14 protein-coding genes are annotated in these 15441 nt (G+C 59.4%); 2 read left to right on the forward strand and 12 right to left on the reverse strand.

The window, feature by feature from the left end; translation table 11 throughout:
* Window positions 1–155 precede the first annotated feature (155 nt).
* A complete protein-coding gene (locus tag HS101_13560; protein MBE7507292.1) occupies window positions 156–1448 on the reverse strand; it encodes an AAA family ATPase in 1293 nt (430 codons plus the stop codon).
* Between the two features lie 213 nt (window positions 1449–1661).
* On the opposite strand from HS101_13560, the gene aroC reads away from it, so the two are divergent.
* Window positions 1662–2828 carry a chorismate synthase gene (gene aroC / locus HS101_13565; GenBank protein ID MBE7507293.1) on the forward strand — a complete coding sequence of 389 codons (1167 nt, stop codon included), beginning with the start codon at window positions 1662–1664 and terminating at the stop codon, window positions 2826–2828.
* A 94-nt stretch (window positions 2829–2922) separates the two neighbouring features.
* Here the strand turns inward: aroC and HS101_13570 are convergent, their stop codons facing one another.
* The 9 genes from HS101_13570 to HS101_13610 all read right to left on the reverse strand — a co-directional run bounded on the left by HS101_13570 (window position 2923) and on the right by HS101_13610 (window position 13493).
* On the reverse strand, window positions 2923–3627 hold the full coding sequence (locus HS101_13570; GenBank protein ID MBE7507294.1) for a hypothetical protein: 705 nt from the start codon (window positions 3625–3627) through the stop codon (window positions 2923–2925).
* A gap of 271 nt (window positions 3628–3898) precedes the next feature.
* Window positions 3899–4291, reverse strand: coding sequence for a hypothetical protein (locus HS101_13575; protein MBE7507295.1), 393 nt, complete (start codon window positions 4289–4291; stop codon window positions 3899–3901).
* Between the two features lie 363 nt (window positions 4292–4654).
* Entirely contained in the window at window positions 4655–5593 is a 939-nt protein-coding gene (gene mdh / locus HS101_13580) for a malate dehydrogenase (protein MBE7507296.1), read from the reverse strand.
* 122 nt (window positions 5594–5715) lie between these two features.
* Window positions 5716–6657: a sugar ABC transporter permease gene (locus HS101_13585; protein MBE7507297.1), complete on the reverse strand. Its 942-nt coding sequence runs from the start codon at window positions 6655–6657 to the stop codon at window positions 5716–5718.
* A 3-nt stretch (window positions 6658–6660) separates the two neighbouring features.
* Entirely contained in the window at window positions 6661–7998 is a 1338-nt protein-coding gene (locus HS101_13590; GenBank protein MBE7507298.1) for a sugar ABC transporter substrate-binding protein, read from the reverse strand.
* 10 nt (window positions 7999–8008) lie between these two features.
* On the reverse strand, window positions 8009–10561 hold the full coding sequence (gene lon / locus HS101_13595; GenBank protein ID MBE7507299.1) for an endopeptidase La: 2553 nt from the start codon (window positions 10559–10561) through the stop codon (window positions 8009–8011).
* Window positions 10562–10633: 72 nt separating this feature from the next.
* Window positions 10634–11047, reverse strand: coding sequence for an Hsp20/alpha crystallin family protein (locus HS101_13600; GenBank protein ID MBE7507300.1), 414 nt, complete (start codon window positions 11045–11047; stop codon window positions 10634–10636).
* A gap of 95 nt (window positions 11048–11142) precedes the next feature.
* Entirely contained in the window at window positions 11143–11904 is a 762-nt protein-coding gene (locus HS101_13605) for a TIM barrel protein (GenBank protein MBE7507301.1), read from the reverse strand.
* 74 nt (window positions 11905–11978) lie between these two features.
* Window positions 11979–13493, reverse strand: coding sequence for a M48 family metalloprotease (locus HS101_13610; protein MBE7507302.1), 1515 nt, complete (start codon window positions 13491–13493; stop codon window positions 11979–11981).
* A gap of 184 nt (window positions 13494–13677) precedes the next feature.
* Between HS101_13610 and HS101_13615 the strand changes: the two genes are divergently transcribed.
* A complete protein-coding gene (locus tag HS101_13615) occupies window positions 13678–14526 on the forward strand; it encodes a hypothetical protein (GenBank protein MBE7507303.1) in 849 nt (282 codons plus the stop codon).
* A gap of 15 nt (window positions 14527–14541) precedes the next feature.
* Here HS101_13615 and HS101_13620 read toward each other — a convergent pair whose 3' ends face one another.
* Together HS101_13620 and HS101_13625 are read right to left on the reverse strand one after the other, a co-directional pair.
* Window positions 14542–14976: a hypothetical protein gene (locus tag HS101_13620; GenBank protein ID MBE7507304.1), complete on the reverse strand. Its 435-nt coding sequence runs from the start codon at window positions 14974–14976 to the stop codon at window positions 14542–14544.
* A gap of 7 nt (window positions 14977–14983) precedes the next feature.
* Window positions 14984–15268, reverse strand: a complete 285-nt coding sequence (locus tag HS101_13625; protein MBE7507305.1) for an antibiotic biosynthesis monooxygenase — start codon at window positions 15266–15268, stop codon at window positions 14984–14986.
* Between the last annotated feature and the right edge of the window lie 173 nt (window positions 15269–15441).

The raw sequence follows: 15441 nt of genomic DNA on the forward strand, positions 1-15441 counted from the left end.
TTAGGGCGGATTTCCCTAGTGCTGCCTGACCGAGTATAGCCCATGCGCGAAGCGATTCCAATGCGTACGCACAGAACTAGCGAGCCATTTTTTCGCGATGGGGCCAATTTGTGAAATCAGCCCACCGGGGCGACGGCGCCTTGCCAAGCAACCACTTACATGATGGTGAAATAGACGCTGGCCGCGTAGTCGAAAAGCTCCGGCGAGAGCCTTCGTTCCTGACCCAGATAAAGGCAGCGGTTTCGCACCTGCAACATCAGATCGCGCGGCTGGCAGCATCGGAAGGGCCGCTTGTCGATGTAGTGCGTCGCCACCAGGTAGTCGATCGCCGCCTTGGACTCTGCGTTCATCTCAAAGCCCATTGCCGGAGCGACAAAATCGAACAGCTTTCTGAATTGCTCTTCCGTCGGGTCCGGCACGTTGATCTTGTAGGGAATTCGGCGAAGAAACGCGTCGTCACAAAGGTCCTTGGGCTCAAGATTCGTCGAGAAAATAATGAGCTGATCGAACGGGACCTGCACCTTCTTGCCGTTCGGAAGGGCCAGGTAGTCATATCGCTTTTCGAGCGGGACGATCCATCGGTTAAGCAGCTCGATCGGCTTCATGCGCTGGCGGCCGAAGTCGTCGATCACCAGCGTGCCGCCGTTGCTCTTGAGCTGCGTCGGCGCCTCGCAGGTCTTGCTGGTGGCGTTGTACTGAACTTCGAGCGACTCCATGGTCAATTCACCACCAACCACGATGGTCGGTCGCTTGATCTTGACCCAGCGAGGGTCGAACTTGTCCTTCTTCAGGATGCTGTCCCGGTTGACTGCAATCTCCTCGTGGTTGGCGGCATCGAAGACCTTGATCACCAGCCCGTCCACGATGAGGCACCGCGGAATGTAGATTTCATCGCCGAAGCATCGCGTGATGCGCTCGGCAATACTGGTCTTTCCATTCCCCGGGTATCCATAGAGAAACATACCGCGGCCGGAGTTGATCGCCGGACCAAGTATCTGAAACATCTCCTCGGAAATAAGCAGATCGCGAAACGCCTGCTTCAGTTCCTCGTAACGCGGCGTCATGGTCGTAATGGTCTGAGCTTTGACACTCGCGATGTATTGATCGAGCGGAACCGGTGCGGGGCCTACATAGAGCGATTCGAGTTGGAATCGCCGTGCCCGGTCCCGTCCGGTGTCGGTCAGCGTGTAGTTGAAGTCGCCCATGGTCGCAGCGCCGACGTAAACGACGATCTGCTGCTGCTTGAGCGAAGCCAGCATCTGGACGACCGACTCCGCCGGAAGGCAGAGATCGGCCGAGATTGTTGCACCGGTCGCTGATCCAATCGAGGCGATGTACTTAAGAATGAGGGCCTCGACGATTCCGGGATCCAGGCCGGCCTCCTTGAAGTTCCTCGGAGGAATCGGGACGAACTTCGCTGCCGGTGCATCTTGGGAAGGCAAGCCCAGTGAACTTTGATGGCCGACCGACTGAGTCTGCGGCGACGATTGAAGCGCAGGCATGTGTGATTCTCCCAAAAGTCGACTAATTGGCGGTGATCCCCAGGGAATCGTCTCATAGGTTTGATCGGCTGACACCTCCAGCGGCTTGTGGAATGGAGGGGGTCGCCGGGCGGGTGTCCAATAATCGCGGCGTGTGCCGCCGACGCATATAATCGCGGCATGACTCAACTTGATTATCGCACTGCGGGCGAATCACATGGGCAGGCGCTGATCGTCCTCGTCGAGGGACTACCGGCTGGAATCACAATCGACGAGCCGGCCGTGAACAACGCCCTACGCCGTCGGCAGGGCGGATTCGGCCGCGGCGGACGGATGAAGATTGAGCACGACACGATCAACATCCTTTCCGGCGTGCGAAGTGGTGTAAGCATCGCCTCTCCTTTGGCCATGCAAATCGCCAACAAGGATTGGCGAATCGATCAGGCCCCGCCCATTCACCGGCCACGACCCGGACATGCAGACTTCGCCGGATCGATGAAGTGGCTGACCACCGATTGCCGGGCGACGCTGGAACGGGCAAGTGCCCGAGAAACGGCCTCGCGCGTGGCGGCAGGGGCTGTCGCCGCACTGCTTCTCAAAGAGTTCGGCATCGAATTGGCGGGATTCGTTGCCCAGATCGGCGCCGTACGAGCCTCAGTCGGCGTCAATTTGACCGTCGCGGAACTGCGATCCACTCGAGACGCGAGCGAGGTGTACTGCCCGGATGCCGCAGCGTCCGCCGCGATGATCGACGCGATCAAAAAAGCCAAGGCCGACAAGGATACACTTGGTGGTATCGTCGAGGTCCGGGCATTCGGCCTGCCGCCCGGGCTGGGAAGCTGCGCTCGATGGCAGGACAAACTTGATGGGCGCATCATAGGTGCAGTGGGGGCCATTCAGGCATTCAAGGGCGTTGAAATCGGCCTTGGCTTCGGCTGTGCGGAGCGGCCGGGCAGCCAGGTGCACGATGAGATGGACTACGACGCCGCCCAGAGACAGTCGCCGAATCTCGGCTTTGTTCGGCGATCCAACAACGCCGGTGGTCTGGAGGGCGGCATGACCAACGGAATGCCGCTCATCGTGCGTGGAGTGATGAAGCCGATCAGCACGCTGCTCAAAGGGCTGGATAGCGTGAATCTGGAGTCACTCACGGCCGAACGAAGCGACTACGAGCGCAGCGACATCTGTGCCGTTCCCGCCGCCAGTGTTGTCGCGGAAAACGTGGTGGCCTTCGAAATCGCCCGGGCATTCCTGGACAAGTTTGCCGGTGACACCCTTGCAGAAGTGAAGGCCGCGTACGAGTTCTACCTCGCCGCTGCGCGCCGCTTAGCCAGTAGCGGAAAGTAACTGACTTACTGCAGCTCTCCGGCAAAAAAAGAGAGGGTGCAGGCGACTTGCCCGCACCCTCGTGATTGTTTCAATCTTGGAACCTCGATCAGACCTACGGGGCGATCGTCACCGTCACGGTCGGCCGCATCGTCTCATCGTTCTGTTCGGCGAAGAAGAACACCTGATCAAACGTCCCGTCCAGCGACGGACCGTTGTTGAACTGGAACCGGAACGAGGAGATCGGGCGTCCCGCCGCGAGGTCCGCTTTCACCTGAGCCGTTACATCCAGTTCCAGGTTCGCATTCGCATTTACGCCCGCCGCCGGATTGATGGTCGCGATCGAGGACGCCAGCGTGCTGCCAAGGAAATTGCCCGCGCTGATGCTTGAAACGGCGTTGATGTGATCGACCGTCATGGCGCCAAACTTTCCGAACGGGTTGCCTTCCGAAATAAATCGGCGAACCTTAAGAACAGCCTTGGTCACGTTCGCGCCGGCCGGAACCTGATTCAGCACCACACTCATGATGGCCCGCTGTCCGAGGTTCGTATTGCCTTCATCGCCGGCAATGACGAAGTTGGATCCCACCATCGACAAGAACAATCCGTCGCTTCGCAGCGTGCCCGTTCGATCGAAGGCCGCATCAGCCTTAACAGTGGTGCCGACCGGTGCAGGATTGCCGCCGCCGGGAGGCGGGTTCCCCTTGTTGTTTCCGGGGGCATCCGGAGGAAGGACACTCGTTCCACATGCTCCGACGCAGAAAAGGACGCAACTGAGTGAAAGGCTCGTGAACAGGTTTTTTGAAAATCCGCGCTTCATCGAAACACCATCCCTTAACAAGAACGCGAGGAGACCCGCTGCTTGGCCGCCGGCGACTGAATGCCTGGTACCGGGCTCGTCGCCAAGGACTCGCAAAAAGGTCTGAGTCTTAGTGCGGGATGCGCGTGGTCACATACACGCGTCGTTCAAAAAAAAATCAGGGAAATTTACGCACCCCATAATTGGGGACTGGAAAAGGCTTGCCCCTTCGGCCGGATTGGCGAATGCCCCATCAAAGGAATGCGGTCAGAATAGCTCTAATCGACTGAGATCAATCATCGTCCAGGTCGTCATCGCCGTCGATCTTCGTTTCCTCGATCACCACGCGGTTGTCGTCTTCGTCCAATTTCACGCGGAGTCGCTTGCCCGGCGGAAGGGAATAGACAGTCCGAGACGTGGGATTGTTCCTAAGCTCAAACCATGCCTCCACCCGGGCATCAGACTCGCTGACACGCTCGTCAAACGAGAAAACCGTGTCATTCGCGGTGAGCTCCGTGTAGTAAATCCGCTCAGGCGGCAGACCGGGGCGGAGCTTCATGATGCTGACGGCGATCGCGTCGTCCGTGTCCGACTCGCCAACAATGCGGTACTGATGCCCGCAGCCGGCAAAGACTATCGCAAGGAGTGCTGTCCCGGTAAGTCGCCGCATGGGGGTTGTAGCCATAGTAGTTATCCGTCGCCCTAAGAATTGCCAAGTTCGTGACCCGAGTTCGTACGCCTTTCCATGTTGGGCCGTGCTTTATCAATCGCCTGCAGAAACTCAATCGTTTGCAAGAGCAGCCGGTATTTCTGAGTGGGTGTCAACGCAGCAAACTCGCGCAGCTCAGCCTCTTCCTGTTCAGTCCACTTGCGGACCGGAAGTTGAAGGTGATTGCTGTCTCGAGGTTCAATTGTCATCGAAAGCTACCGACGAATTCGTACTGCACCCCGCGTGCATTGAGCCCGTCAATGTTTCGAATAAACGAGTTCATTAGTGCCTTCACTCGCGGCGAACGAACGACCTAAGCGACTACCTTGGGCGTGGTAATTACGCCCAGTTCTTCTCCACCCACGCGACCAGTTCCTTCACGTGCGTCACGCTGGCGTCGAAGAGCTTCCGCTCATCCGCATCCAGCTTGACCTCAATCACCTTCTCCACGCCGCCGGCGCCCAGCATGCACGGCACGCCGACAAAGTAGCCGCCGACGCCGTACTCGCTCTTGCAGTACGCCGCGCAGGGCAGGATGCGTTTCTTGTCCTTGATGATCGCCTCGGCCATTTGCACCGTCGCCGCGGCGGGGGCGTAATACGCGCTGCCCGTCTTGAGGAGGCCGACAATCTCCGCGCCGCCGTCGCGCGTGCGCTTGACGATGGCGTCCAGACGATCCTTGGGGATCAACTCCGTCACCGGAATGCCCGCGACGCTGGTATAGCGCGGCAGCGGCACCATGTCGTCGCCGTGGCCGCCCATCAGCACCGCGACGATATCCTCGACGCTGCACCCGAGCTCCATCGATAGAAAAGTGCGATACCTCGCCGTGTCCAGCACGCCCGCCTGCCCGACAATCTGCTTGGTCGGAAGGCCCGTCGCCTTCCAGCAGGTCTGCACCATCGCGTCGAGCGGATTGGAGACGAGAATGTAAACGGCGTTGGGGCTCTGCTTGACCGCCTCCTCACTGACCGTGCGGACGATCTTCATGTTGGTGGACATCAAATCGTCGCGGCTCATACCCGGCTTGCGCGCGATGCCACTGGTAATGATGACGATGTCCGAGTTCTTCGTATCGTCGTAGCTGTTCGTTCCGATGATGTTCGCGTCGAACCGTTCCACAGGGCTGGCCTGCCTCAGATCGAGGCCTTTCCCCTGAGGCATCCCTTCAACGATGTCGAGAAGGACAATGTCGCCCAATTCCTTGGCGGCGGCCCAGTGGGCGCAGGTGGATCCAACGTTTCCGGCTCCGATGACGGTAATCTTCGCGCGTCGCATGGTGATGACTCCTCATAAGATGAATCTGCTTGCAACCGAAAGGCATGATACTACTCGGCGCGGGCATGGGAAAGCCGCCCGCAATTGCTGCCTAAAGGAGTGGGGTCGTGGCCGTCGAAAGCCTACACCGATTCCATTTCGTGCTGCACCCATCGCCGCGTGAGCAAGACGGTGGAGACGGTAAAGGCGATTAGCAATCCCAGAAGTGCCCAGGCCATCGCCGCCGCATATCCGAACTGACCCCGCTCAAATGCGCACTGATAGAGATAGAGTGAATAGAAAAGCAGGCTCTCCTGCTGCTGAAAGTTACTCAGCAGCATGGGCTCGCTGAAGCTCTGCATGGAGAAAATCACCCCCGTCAACGTATTGAACAGCAGCGCCGGCGAAACCTGCGGCAGCGTGATGCTCATGAATCGACTGAAACGGCCGGCGCCATCCACCATCGCCGCCTCCTCGATCGCCGGGTCTGTTCGCATGAGCGCGGCGAGGATGATCAACATGCCGCCGCCGCACTGCCAAACATTCATCAGCACCAGTGAAGGCTTGGCCCATCCGGGATCGTAAAGCCATGGAGGAGGCGACCAGGCGCCCAGTCCGCTCCCGCCCAGCGCGCGAGCAGCGCGGTCAACAATGTCGTGGAGCGCCTCAAGCCACGAATTGATCGGGCCGATCTGCGGATTGAGCAGCCACCACCAGACAAGGATCGTCGCGACGCCGCCCAGAACGTGCGGCAGATAGTAAATCGTCGCCCAGAGACCGACTTGCCTTGATCGACGTATGACCAGGGCCAAAATGAGTCCGGCCAAGAGCTGAGCCGGCACGTTCATCGCCGTATACGTCACACTGTTTAAGACAGCCTTGCGAAGACCAGGATCGGTCAACAGCCGCTTAAAATTCTCAGCCCCGACCCATTGCATCGTCGAAAGCGACCGTCCATCCCATCGCGTGCAGCTTACAACGGCGAGCACCAGCATCGGCACCGCATAAAGGAGCATCACCCCCGTCATCCACGGCGCGGCAAATCGAGCCGAGCGAGACGCTTCTAATTGCGGCAGGTGAGACATGATTTATCTCCCGAAACACCGCTGAATGTCCACATCGGTCCGAAGCGCGTCAACGACCTGCTCAGGCGTGCGTCGTGCCGGTCCGTCAAACAGCAGCGACGTCACGTGTCGCGCGATCGGTCGAGACATGGTCTCCCAATGTTCGGTGATGGGTTGCATTCGGCCGGAGCTCATCGCGTCGACAAACATGGCTGCCGGGCTTCCCGGTCCGCCGCCGGCATGAACAAATCGCTCGGCCGCGGACTTCCTCGCCGGAACGGCCCGCAGTCGTCGAGCAATTGAAGCCTGTGCCTCATCGCTCATCGCGGTCTTCAGGAATCGCCATGCAGCTTCCCTTTTTCTCGCGGAACTTTTCGTGTAAACGCACAGGGCATCCCAGGTGACGCGCGTTGCCGAGCCGCCCGGTCCCCGCGGAATCGGAGCCACGCTGTGGCGAAGCTTCAATCCTGTCTGCATGAGAAACTGCTCGAACCACGGCCCATTGATGCACATGGCCACGCGCCCCGAGAGAAATGCAGTGTCAAAGTTTTGCCCAGCGTATTCCGAGGGCAGCGGCGTCACGTGCCAACGGTGCCGAAGGTCGGCGAACATGCTCAGCGAGGCGATCGCCTCCGGCCCGGTGAAGGTCCATCGGGTCAGCGATTCATCGAGCAGCGCGGCGCCATGCGACCAGATAAAGGGCAGATAGTAAACCCATTGCGGCTGCATGAATCCGAATTGGTCGATCCGTCCGTCACCGTCGAGATCGACCGTGAGCTTGATCGCCAGCTCAACGAAGTCGTCGAGTGTCCAGTCGTTCGCGGGCAGTGCAATCGCCTCGCCTCGCGACCGGGCTGCACGATCGAAGGCGTCGAGATTACAGAACACCAGGACATTTCCGCCCATGATCGGAAAGCCGCGCAGGCTTCCATTGTGCATGAATGATGCCCTTGCAGTCGGCCGGCAGTCCTCCAGCAAGCGCTGCGCGGTTGCGTCGTTGTCCAGGAACTCATCGAGGTCGGCAAACTGCTCGCCCGCGCGCCGAGGGAATGGCTCATCCTGAAAGAGGATAATGTCCGGCGCCCCCCCGGCGACGAATTGCTGATCCAACTTGGTCGCATATCCGTAGAGCGGCAGCCACTCCCCGTGAATTCTCCATTGCGGCTCGGCCGACTCAAAACGCGCGATGATCTCATCCCACATTTGTTTGTCATCGATGGATCCCCAATAGCTGAATCTGAGAATGTCCCTGCTGGACTCCGCGGGAACATAGCGACGATATGTGTCGGCGAAGAGCCACCATGCGATCGCCGCGGAAAGCAGAACGACTGCCCATCGTCCCCAGCTCTCTTGCAGCTTCATCGCCGGCGCCTCACTGCCGTGCGGCAACTTGGGGGGGCTTGGTGGAGGCCCGCCCACCTGAGCGAGGACGAATGCGCTTGCCGGCACTGTCCGCACCCTTCGGACGCTTGGGCCTGGGCTTGGCCGGTTCGCGCTCAAGCGCGGCCCGCAAGACCTCTCCCACGTCCTTACAGCAGACAAACTTGATCTGCTTGCGGAAGTCGGCGGGAATCTCCGTGAGGTCCTTCTTGTTTCGGAGAGGTATGATGATGGTCTTGATTCCGGCGCGGTGCGCGGCAAGGGTCTTTTCCTTGAGCCCTCCGATCGGCAAAACCAGCCCGCGAAGCGTAATTTCGCCGGTCATGGCCACGTCGCTTCGGCAGGGGCGGCCGGTCAAAAGCGATACCAAGGCCGTGAACATGGCGATGCCCGCGGAGGGGCCATCCTTCGGGACCGCCCCAGCCGGCACGTGGACGTGTATGTCTATCTCGGTGAGGTGTTTGCTGTCGATGCCGTATTTCTCGGCGTTGGATCGCAGGACGCTGAAGGCCGCCTGCACGCTCTCCTTCATCACATCGCCGAGTTGTCCCGTGAGCTGAAAAGCCCCCTTACCGGGCATACTCGTGGCTTCGACAAAAAGGATTTCGCCGCCGACCGGCGTCCAGGCAAGGCCGGTGACGACGCCGGGGGAGCTCGTCCTCAGGGCAACTTCCGGTTCGTACTTGATGGGGCCGAGGAAGTCGGAAATGTCTTTCGCCTTGACGAGCTTCGGGTACTTTTTGGATCGGGCAATCAGCGCCGCCACTCCGCGGCACACGCCGCCGATCTCGCGGTCCAGATTGCGAACGCCTGCCTCGGCCGTGTAGGACTCGATGATCAATTCCAGGGCGTCGTCTGAGAACTTCAACTGACTCGCGGTGATGCCCGCATGCTCGAGTTGCCGCGGCACGAGATATTTCTTGGCGATGAACATTTTGTCGTGGCTCGTGTAGCCGGGAATCCGGATGACCTCCATTCGGTCCTTCAACGCCGGCGGAACAGCTTCCATGTAGTTGGCCGTGCAAATGAAGAACACCTTGGACAAGTCGAACGGCACGCCGAGATAGTGATCCTGAAATGTGTGGTTCTGTTCAGGGTCGAGCACTTCCAGCAGGGCCGAGGAAGGATCACCCCGGAAGTCGCTTCCGATCTTGTCAACCTCGTCGATCATAAACACCGGATTGTTCGCCCCGACCTTACGAATCTCCTGAATGATTCGGCCTGGCAGCGAGCCAATGTAGGTCCGGCGATGGCCGCGAATGTCCGCCTCGTCGCGTACCCCGCCGACGGACATGCGAATGAATTCTCGACCCAATGCCCGGGCAATTGATCGGCCCAGCGACGTCTTACCCACCCCCGGCGGACCGGCAAGACAGAGTATCGGCCCACGCCCGCCAGGGTTGAGCTTGCGCACCGAGAGATACTCGAGGATGCGCTTCTTGACCTTGTCCAGGCCGAAGTGATCTTGATTCAGAATCTTCTGGGCCTGGCTGAGATCGAGCTTGTCCTTGGAGGACTTGGACCACGGAAGTTCGCAGAGCCAGCGAAGATAATCCACCGAGCCGCTGTACTCCGGCGACGCCTGGTTCGTCCGCGCAAGCCGTTCCAGTTCCCGGTCGGCCTCCTTCTGCACCACCTCCGGCATCTTGGCCTCGGCGACGGCCTTGCGCAGCTCATCGAGTTCCACCTGGCGGCTGTCAGTCTCGCCAAGCTCCTTTTGGATGGCCCGCATCTGCTCCTGGAGGTAGTACTCCCGCTGAGTTTTGTCGATCTCGCTTTTGACTTGCTCCTGAATCTTCGATGAGAGTTCGAGAATCTCGATCTGATGGGCAATCGCTCGATTAATCTTTCGCAGCCGGTCGCGCACGTCAAATGTCTCGAGGATCTCCTGCTTCTCGATCGCGTTGAGAGATAGGTTCGCCGCGAGAAAGTCCGCCAGGCTGCTCGGCTTGGTGATGCTGTTCAGTATGACCAGGGCTTCTTCGGGTACGCCCGGCGTCAGTTCGATGACCCGCCCAGCCTGGGACTTCGCCGATTCGATCAGGGCGTCCATCTCCGTGTTGGCTGGGTAAGTGTCCTCCCTCGTATGTGCCCGGGCGATGAGGTAGGGGTCGGTCTGGGTGAATTCCTCAATGCCGAATCTAAGCAGGCCGTGGACAATGATGGACTGCTGCCCCTCGGGGACATTGATCAACTTGAGTATCGTGACGACCGTGCCGACACGGTATACATCGCCAATCCCCGGGTCTTCTTTGGTTGCGTCACGCTGGGTAACGACGCCGAGAATCTTTGACCCGGTAATCACCGCATCGATCAGTTTACGCGACTTGTCGCGCCCCACGGTCAGCGGAACGATGGTCCCCGGAAAGACGACCATGTCTCGAATCGGCAAGACGGGAAGGAGCTCGGGAATCTCGATCGGTCGATCGGCGCCGGGCAAGTCGGCCGTGCCGTCGGCAACCGCGCCGATCGCCACGTTGATCGCATCTGACTGCGATTCAGGGTCGCTCAGCAGCCGATCCAGTTCGTCGTTATCCACGCTCATCAATTTGCCTCAGTCCCCTTCCCATGACGGACCGCCAGCCTGCGACATCCGCAGCCGGAAAGCAGGTGCAGTTCACGCCCTCTTGGGAAGCGTCACCCACAGCAGTCCTTCACGGTATTGGGCGCTAATCTCGTCCCGATTCACCGCGGCGGGAAGCTCGACCTGGCGACAGAATACGCCCATGTCGATTTCCATCAGGTGAACGCCGCTGACCTTCTGGCCGTGAGGCGGCATGGGTGCAGTACGTTCTCCACGGATAACGAGGGCCTTGTCCTGTACGTCAACGTGGATGCCGTCGACTTTCATCCCCGCCAGATCAATACACACAAGAAACGAGTCGGCTGACTCGTAAATGTTGAGATTGGGTCGCCAAGCGTCGGTGGGGCAGTAACGAATGTACTGTCCGCTGTAAAGCTCTTCAGCGGTGATGCTCCCGCGAATAATGAGGCGACCGAAGTGGCTGCTGTCGCTGGTACTCTGCGTCATCGCCGGCCTCAGTGAGAAAAGATTCAACTGGGATCGAGTCTAAGTTGGATACGTCGATCGGTCAATAATCGGAATGGTCTCGGCATGAGCCGCCGTCACGTGGCAGCGTTCAAACCGACTATTCTGCCCAACTCGGCTCGCAGCGCCCCCGAATCCGCTCCGCCGACGGAGATGACACCGTCAAATTGAGCCGCGCCCAGCGCGACAAACGCGGCGCTCAAATCTTTTGACGTCGTCTCAACCGAGACGTGCTTCACGCGGTGCCCGAGCAGCGCAATCCACTCCGTCGCGGTCTCCGGCCCTTGGTCCTCGGAGGTCGTCATTGAGACGCCGACAAATGGCGAATTCACCCAATCGACAAAGTTCCTCGCTTCGCCCGCCGATGTGAACGCCGGCGATCGGCAGAAGTCGCAGGCGACGGTAACGCCGCGATGAAGCGCGCAAAACCTGATCTGTGAGAACGCATCCAGTAACTTTGCATAGGCCTCATCTCGTGGAAGCCGGGAGGCATCCTTGCGACGAAACAACTCAGGCGGAACGACAACAACCGAGGCGCCACACACAACCGCGGCATCAATCGCCCCACGAATCATCGCCGCTGCCGACCTGCGTGATTCTTCGGATGGATCACCAAACGAGACAACACCGTCGCAGTCGATACGTAGGGCGCCGATCCGAATAACTGCCCGGTCGGCCGCTTCGCGTAGAGCGTGCAGCTCATGATCAGGGGAGCGCTCTTCCTGCGAACCCTTGCCTGCGAAAGGGAATTCTACCGCCTGGAATTGCGCCGCCGCGGCCCTTTCAAACAACGCTGCTGCTGGCTCACCGTCGGATGCGCGAAGGCAAATTGTTAACATCGATTACTTCACCTTCGCAGACAAGTTCCCGGGTTGCCTCGGCTCGCGTCGCGCGACAGACTCGGCCGACACCCTCATTTCCATCCAAGTGCCCGGGCGACGCCGTCATAATAGAACGCCGCCGCCCCGATTGTCCCGGCCAATGTAAGAACGGCCAGGCCGATCTTGATCCGCCGCAGGCTGCGATCAAAACGCGCACACTCCGACGGGCTGGCCGCAAGTTTCTCCAGAAGCCTGCAGCGTGATTCAATGCTTCCGTGTCGCCAGCTCGGCGCGCTGCGCGGAATGCCGTTCAGCGCGGCGATCTTCAAGAGCGTCTTTCCAAATAGGTGCGCGGCGGAAATGCAAATCCCGCTGGTCTTCGCATCGCCATGCACGGGACACCATGCACGGCAACTCGTCACGTCAGGCGTGACGCAGCGAACCCCGAACAAGTCCGCCTGACGCTCGAATCGCCGGGACAGCCAGCCAAAACCGAATAGCCAGGTAATCATGAGCACCACAAGTCCCGCCATCTGAAGAGCGCCCGAATCCCTGACAATGTTCGTGACCTGAAGGAGTATCACGAATCCGCCGGAGACATACATCGAGAGTGCGGCAAACGCTCCGAAAAAGGGCAGATGCAAATGCTTGACGTGGCCTGCCTCATGACCGAAGACCGCCTCGATCTCCTCGTCCTTCATCGACTCCACCAGTGCGTCGGAGACCAGCACGTAGCGAAGCTGCGGGATAAACCCCATCACCGCGGCATTGACCGTCAATCCATGCGTCCGCCAAAGGAGTATCTCGCGATAGCGAAGTCCGATCCGCTCGCAGATTTGCTCAAAACGATCCCGAAGCGGCCCCGCTGCCAGCGGCTCCGTGGACCACAGGTACCGAAGCATCACCGGCGCAGCTACGAGAACCACAATCGACGCCGCGCCGAGAATCGCATCCGAAAGCCACGGCAATCCCGTCGACTTAAACAGGCTCATGCGATATTGCTCGGTGTAATGCTTGGCGAACACGATGAATATCATCGGCGCCGCGATGACCAGTATCTGATGTCGATATTTGTCGAACAAATACGACCCAAGAGATTCGTCCGGCGTTCCTTTCCGCTCTCGATCCATGGTCTGCTCGCTCGACCCAGGCGACAGTGACGCGTACTTCAACCGCAGCTCCGCCGAGTACCAAATAGTCCACACCAGCGTCAACGATGAGAAGAACGGCATGAGCAGAAGCAAGTCCCCGACGAGCGGAAACCGGTCGAGGTTCCAGGTATCTCGGATGAGTCTGGCCCAGGGCGTGCATACCATGGTTACAACGAGGGCGACGGAGATCATCCCCATCAGCCAGGTCTGCGCCCGAGAGAATCGCCGAACGGCCTCGTCATGGTCGGCCGAAGGTCCACTTAACCGATTCATCACTTCGCGGCGAAGCAGTAGGGCGGCTCCGGCGACCAATAACACCTGACCCAGCGCAACAGCCAGAACGGCCAAAGTCACGGGCCAATCCGCGGGATTGCGGCCCGAAAACAGGTCCAGCCCCGGCGTCGGGAGGTCGTTGCTGAGCACCAGGGCAAACGCCATAATGACGACAAAGTACATTGAAACCTGATCTTATATAGCGGGGTATGATACATCGTGGGGACAGGCACGCGCCTGAGCCGGCCTCGGCCATTGAAAGTCGAAAACGACGACGGCCAATGGCGAATCATAGCCCCGGACGGAACCATGGTATGATGTCGCCTCGCGCGAAAAACTCCAGCGCATTGACCTAAGGAGACTTTGCATGTTTCATCGAATCACCCTTCTTGTCCTTCTGCCGTTGACCTTCTCGACGCTCTTACACGCACAGTCAACGGGTGTCGAGCAGCAGGAGCAGGACGCGCAGAAGGCTGAGGAACTCAATCAGAAGAGACTCATGCGGTCAAGAAACGACCCCATGGCGCTACTCGACCTGTTCACCGAGGAGCTTAACCTCGACGAGCCCCAGCGGCAGGAGACGAATCGACTGCTGGGCGAGAATAGACGGAAATTGCTGGAGGTTCGCGCCTCGTTCAAGCCGCCGGCCGAGGGCATGGACCAAACCCGTGCTCTTGTCGAGAGGCTTCGACTGGCCAAGCAGGCCGGCGATGCCGAGGCGGTTCGGGTGGCGACCGATCAACTACGCGAGATTCAAAAGCAGCGAGAGTCCGAACTCGCGCCCATGCGAGAAAAGATGGCCGACATCCAGCAGGAGCTGCACGATCAGATTGCTGCATTACTGCGTGACGATCAGAAGCAGAAGTTCGAGAAGTTGTGGATGGAGCGCATGGGCCAGAATGCCGCCTTCCGCGGTCGGGTCCGTTCGCCCCAGGCCCTCAAGGCCATGGTCGATCGACTACCGGGGTTGACCGAAGACCAGAAGACCCAAATCGACCAGCAATTCCGAAATTATCATGAGTCCGTCAAGGACCAGCCGAGTTCCAGCCAGGCAAGAGAGCAGTCCACCAAATTGCTCTACGACTCAGTGATGGAGCTGCTGACGACGGAACAGCGTGAAACGATCACCCAACAGATGGCCGGCCGAAATCCCAATTCGCCCGACGGCGACGAATCGCAGCCGTCCACCGAGACCGGCGAAAAGAAGCCAGACTAGCAGTTGCGACTCGGCCTAAGCCCCCGAGCGAAACGCCTCAATGGCTTCGATGACGCCGGGGCGATTCTGCACCTGAAATGTCTGCCCATCGATTTGCCATTTGCCCGTCGGTGGTTCTGCGCGAGTTGATAGGTAGGCGTATTCCGTCGAGCCCAACCCTCCGCCGGGGACATAGGTTCCAACTGAGTTGACGTCAGCCCAGCGAAGTTCGCGCCGAGTAAGCAATGTACGCCATCGCACGCCTTCTTCGTGAAGTTCGATTCGGCGGACATAGCCTCGTAGGAATGCGATGAGCGTGATCAGAAGAACGCCGCCCGCCGTGATGCGAATCCAGTTCGGCGTGTCGGTGACGAGAAGAAACACCTCCAGCAGACAAATCGGTGACATCACTAGCCAATAGACGCCGACCGGCGTCCGGAGGTAGGGCCAGCTTCGACGGTGCGTGTTCACGCTCCTCCTAATGTTCGTAATAGGTATGCGAGGGCCGGCCCATCAGGATTTGCTCCTTGCCCCAGTTGGCCACGGCACGAAAGGCGTCCGAGGCGATAAAGGCGTCAAAGGCCTCGCGGTCGTTCCATTCCGAGAGGATCACGTAAAGCTGCGGATCGTCAATGTCGCGACACATCCTCGAATGCGTGTGCCCGGGCAGGTCCTTCATAACCGTGATGACTTTGCGGAAGGCGGTCTCAAAAGTCGCCTCCTTGCCCGGAATCACCTTGTAGTTCATACCGATTGTGACCATGGCTCTCCTCACTGCTTCCCGCGAATATGGAACGCGATCCTTCATGGTAGGGCCGGCCGACCGATCCGCAAGGCATGAGGCGTCCGTCGCCCGCCCGCCCTTGACGCCGGTCATTCGCCTTGCAGAATGCGACTTGCTTTCGAATGCGGCGCTCCTTCATGATTCCCCCTGAC

It is taken from the genome of Planctomycetia bacterium (assembly GCA_015075745.1).
GTDB lineage: Bacteria > Planctomycetota > Phycisphaerae > UBA1845 > UTPLA1 > UTPLA1.

Bases quoted from the DNA above. Each gene is read 5' to 3' on its own strand.
- HS101_13610 (MBE7507302.1), bottom strand. From the start codon at position 13,493: ATGTACTTTGTCGTCATTATGGCGTTTGCCCTGGTGCTCAGCAACGAC.
- HS101_13575 (MBE7507295.1), bottom strand. From the start codon at position 4,291: ATGGCTACAACCCCCATGCGGCGACTTACCGGGACAGCACTCCTTGCG.
- HS101_13605 (MBE7507301.1), bottom strand. From the start codon at position 11,904: ATGTTAACAATTTGCCTTCGCGCATCCGACGGTGAGCCAGCAGCAGCG.
- HS101_13570 (MBE7507294.1), bottom strand. From the start codon at position 3,627: ATGAAGCGCGGATTTTCAAAAAACCTGTTCACGAGCCTTTCACTCAGT.
- HS101_13585 (MBE7507297.1), bottom strand. From the start codon at position 6,657: ATGTCTCACCTGCCGCAATTAGAAGCGTCTCGCTCGGCTCGATTTGCC.
- aroC (MBE7507293.1), top strand. From the start codon at position 1,662: ATGACTCAACTTGATTATCGCACTGCGGGCGAATCACATGGGCAGGCG.
- mdh (MBE7507296.1), bottom strand. From the start codon at position 5,593: ATGCGACGCGCGAAGATTACCGTCATCGGAGCCGGAAACGTTGGATCC.
- lon (MBE7507299.1), bottom strand. From the start codon at position 10,561: ATGAGCGTGGATAACGACGAACTGGATCGGCTGCTGAGCGACCCTGAA.
- HS101_13590 (MBE7507298.1), bottom strand. From the start codon at position 7,998: ATGAAGCTGCAAGAGAGCTGGGGACGATGGGCAGTCGTTCTGCTTTCC.
- HS101_13625 (MBE7507305.1), bottom strand. From the start codon at position 15,268: ATGGTCACAATCGGTATGAACTACAAGGTGATTCCGGGCAAGGAGGCG.
- HS101_13615 (MBE7507303.1), top strand. From the start codon at position 13,678: ATGTTTCATCGAATCACCCTTCTTGTCCTTCTGCCGTTGACCTTCTCG.
- HS101_13600 (MBE7507300.1), bottom strand. From the start codon at position 11,047: ATGACGCAGAGTACCAGCGACAGCAGCCACTTCGGTCGCCTCATTATT.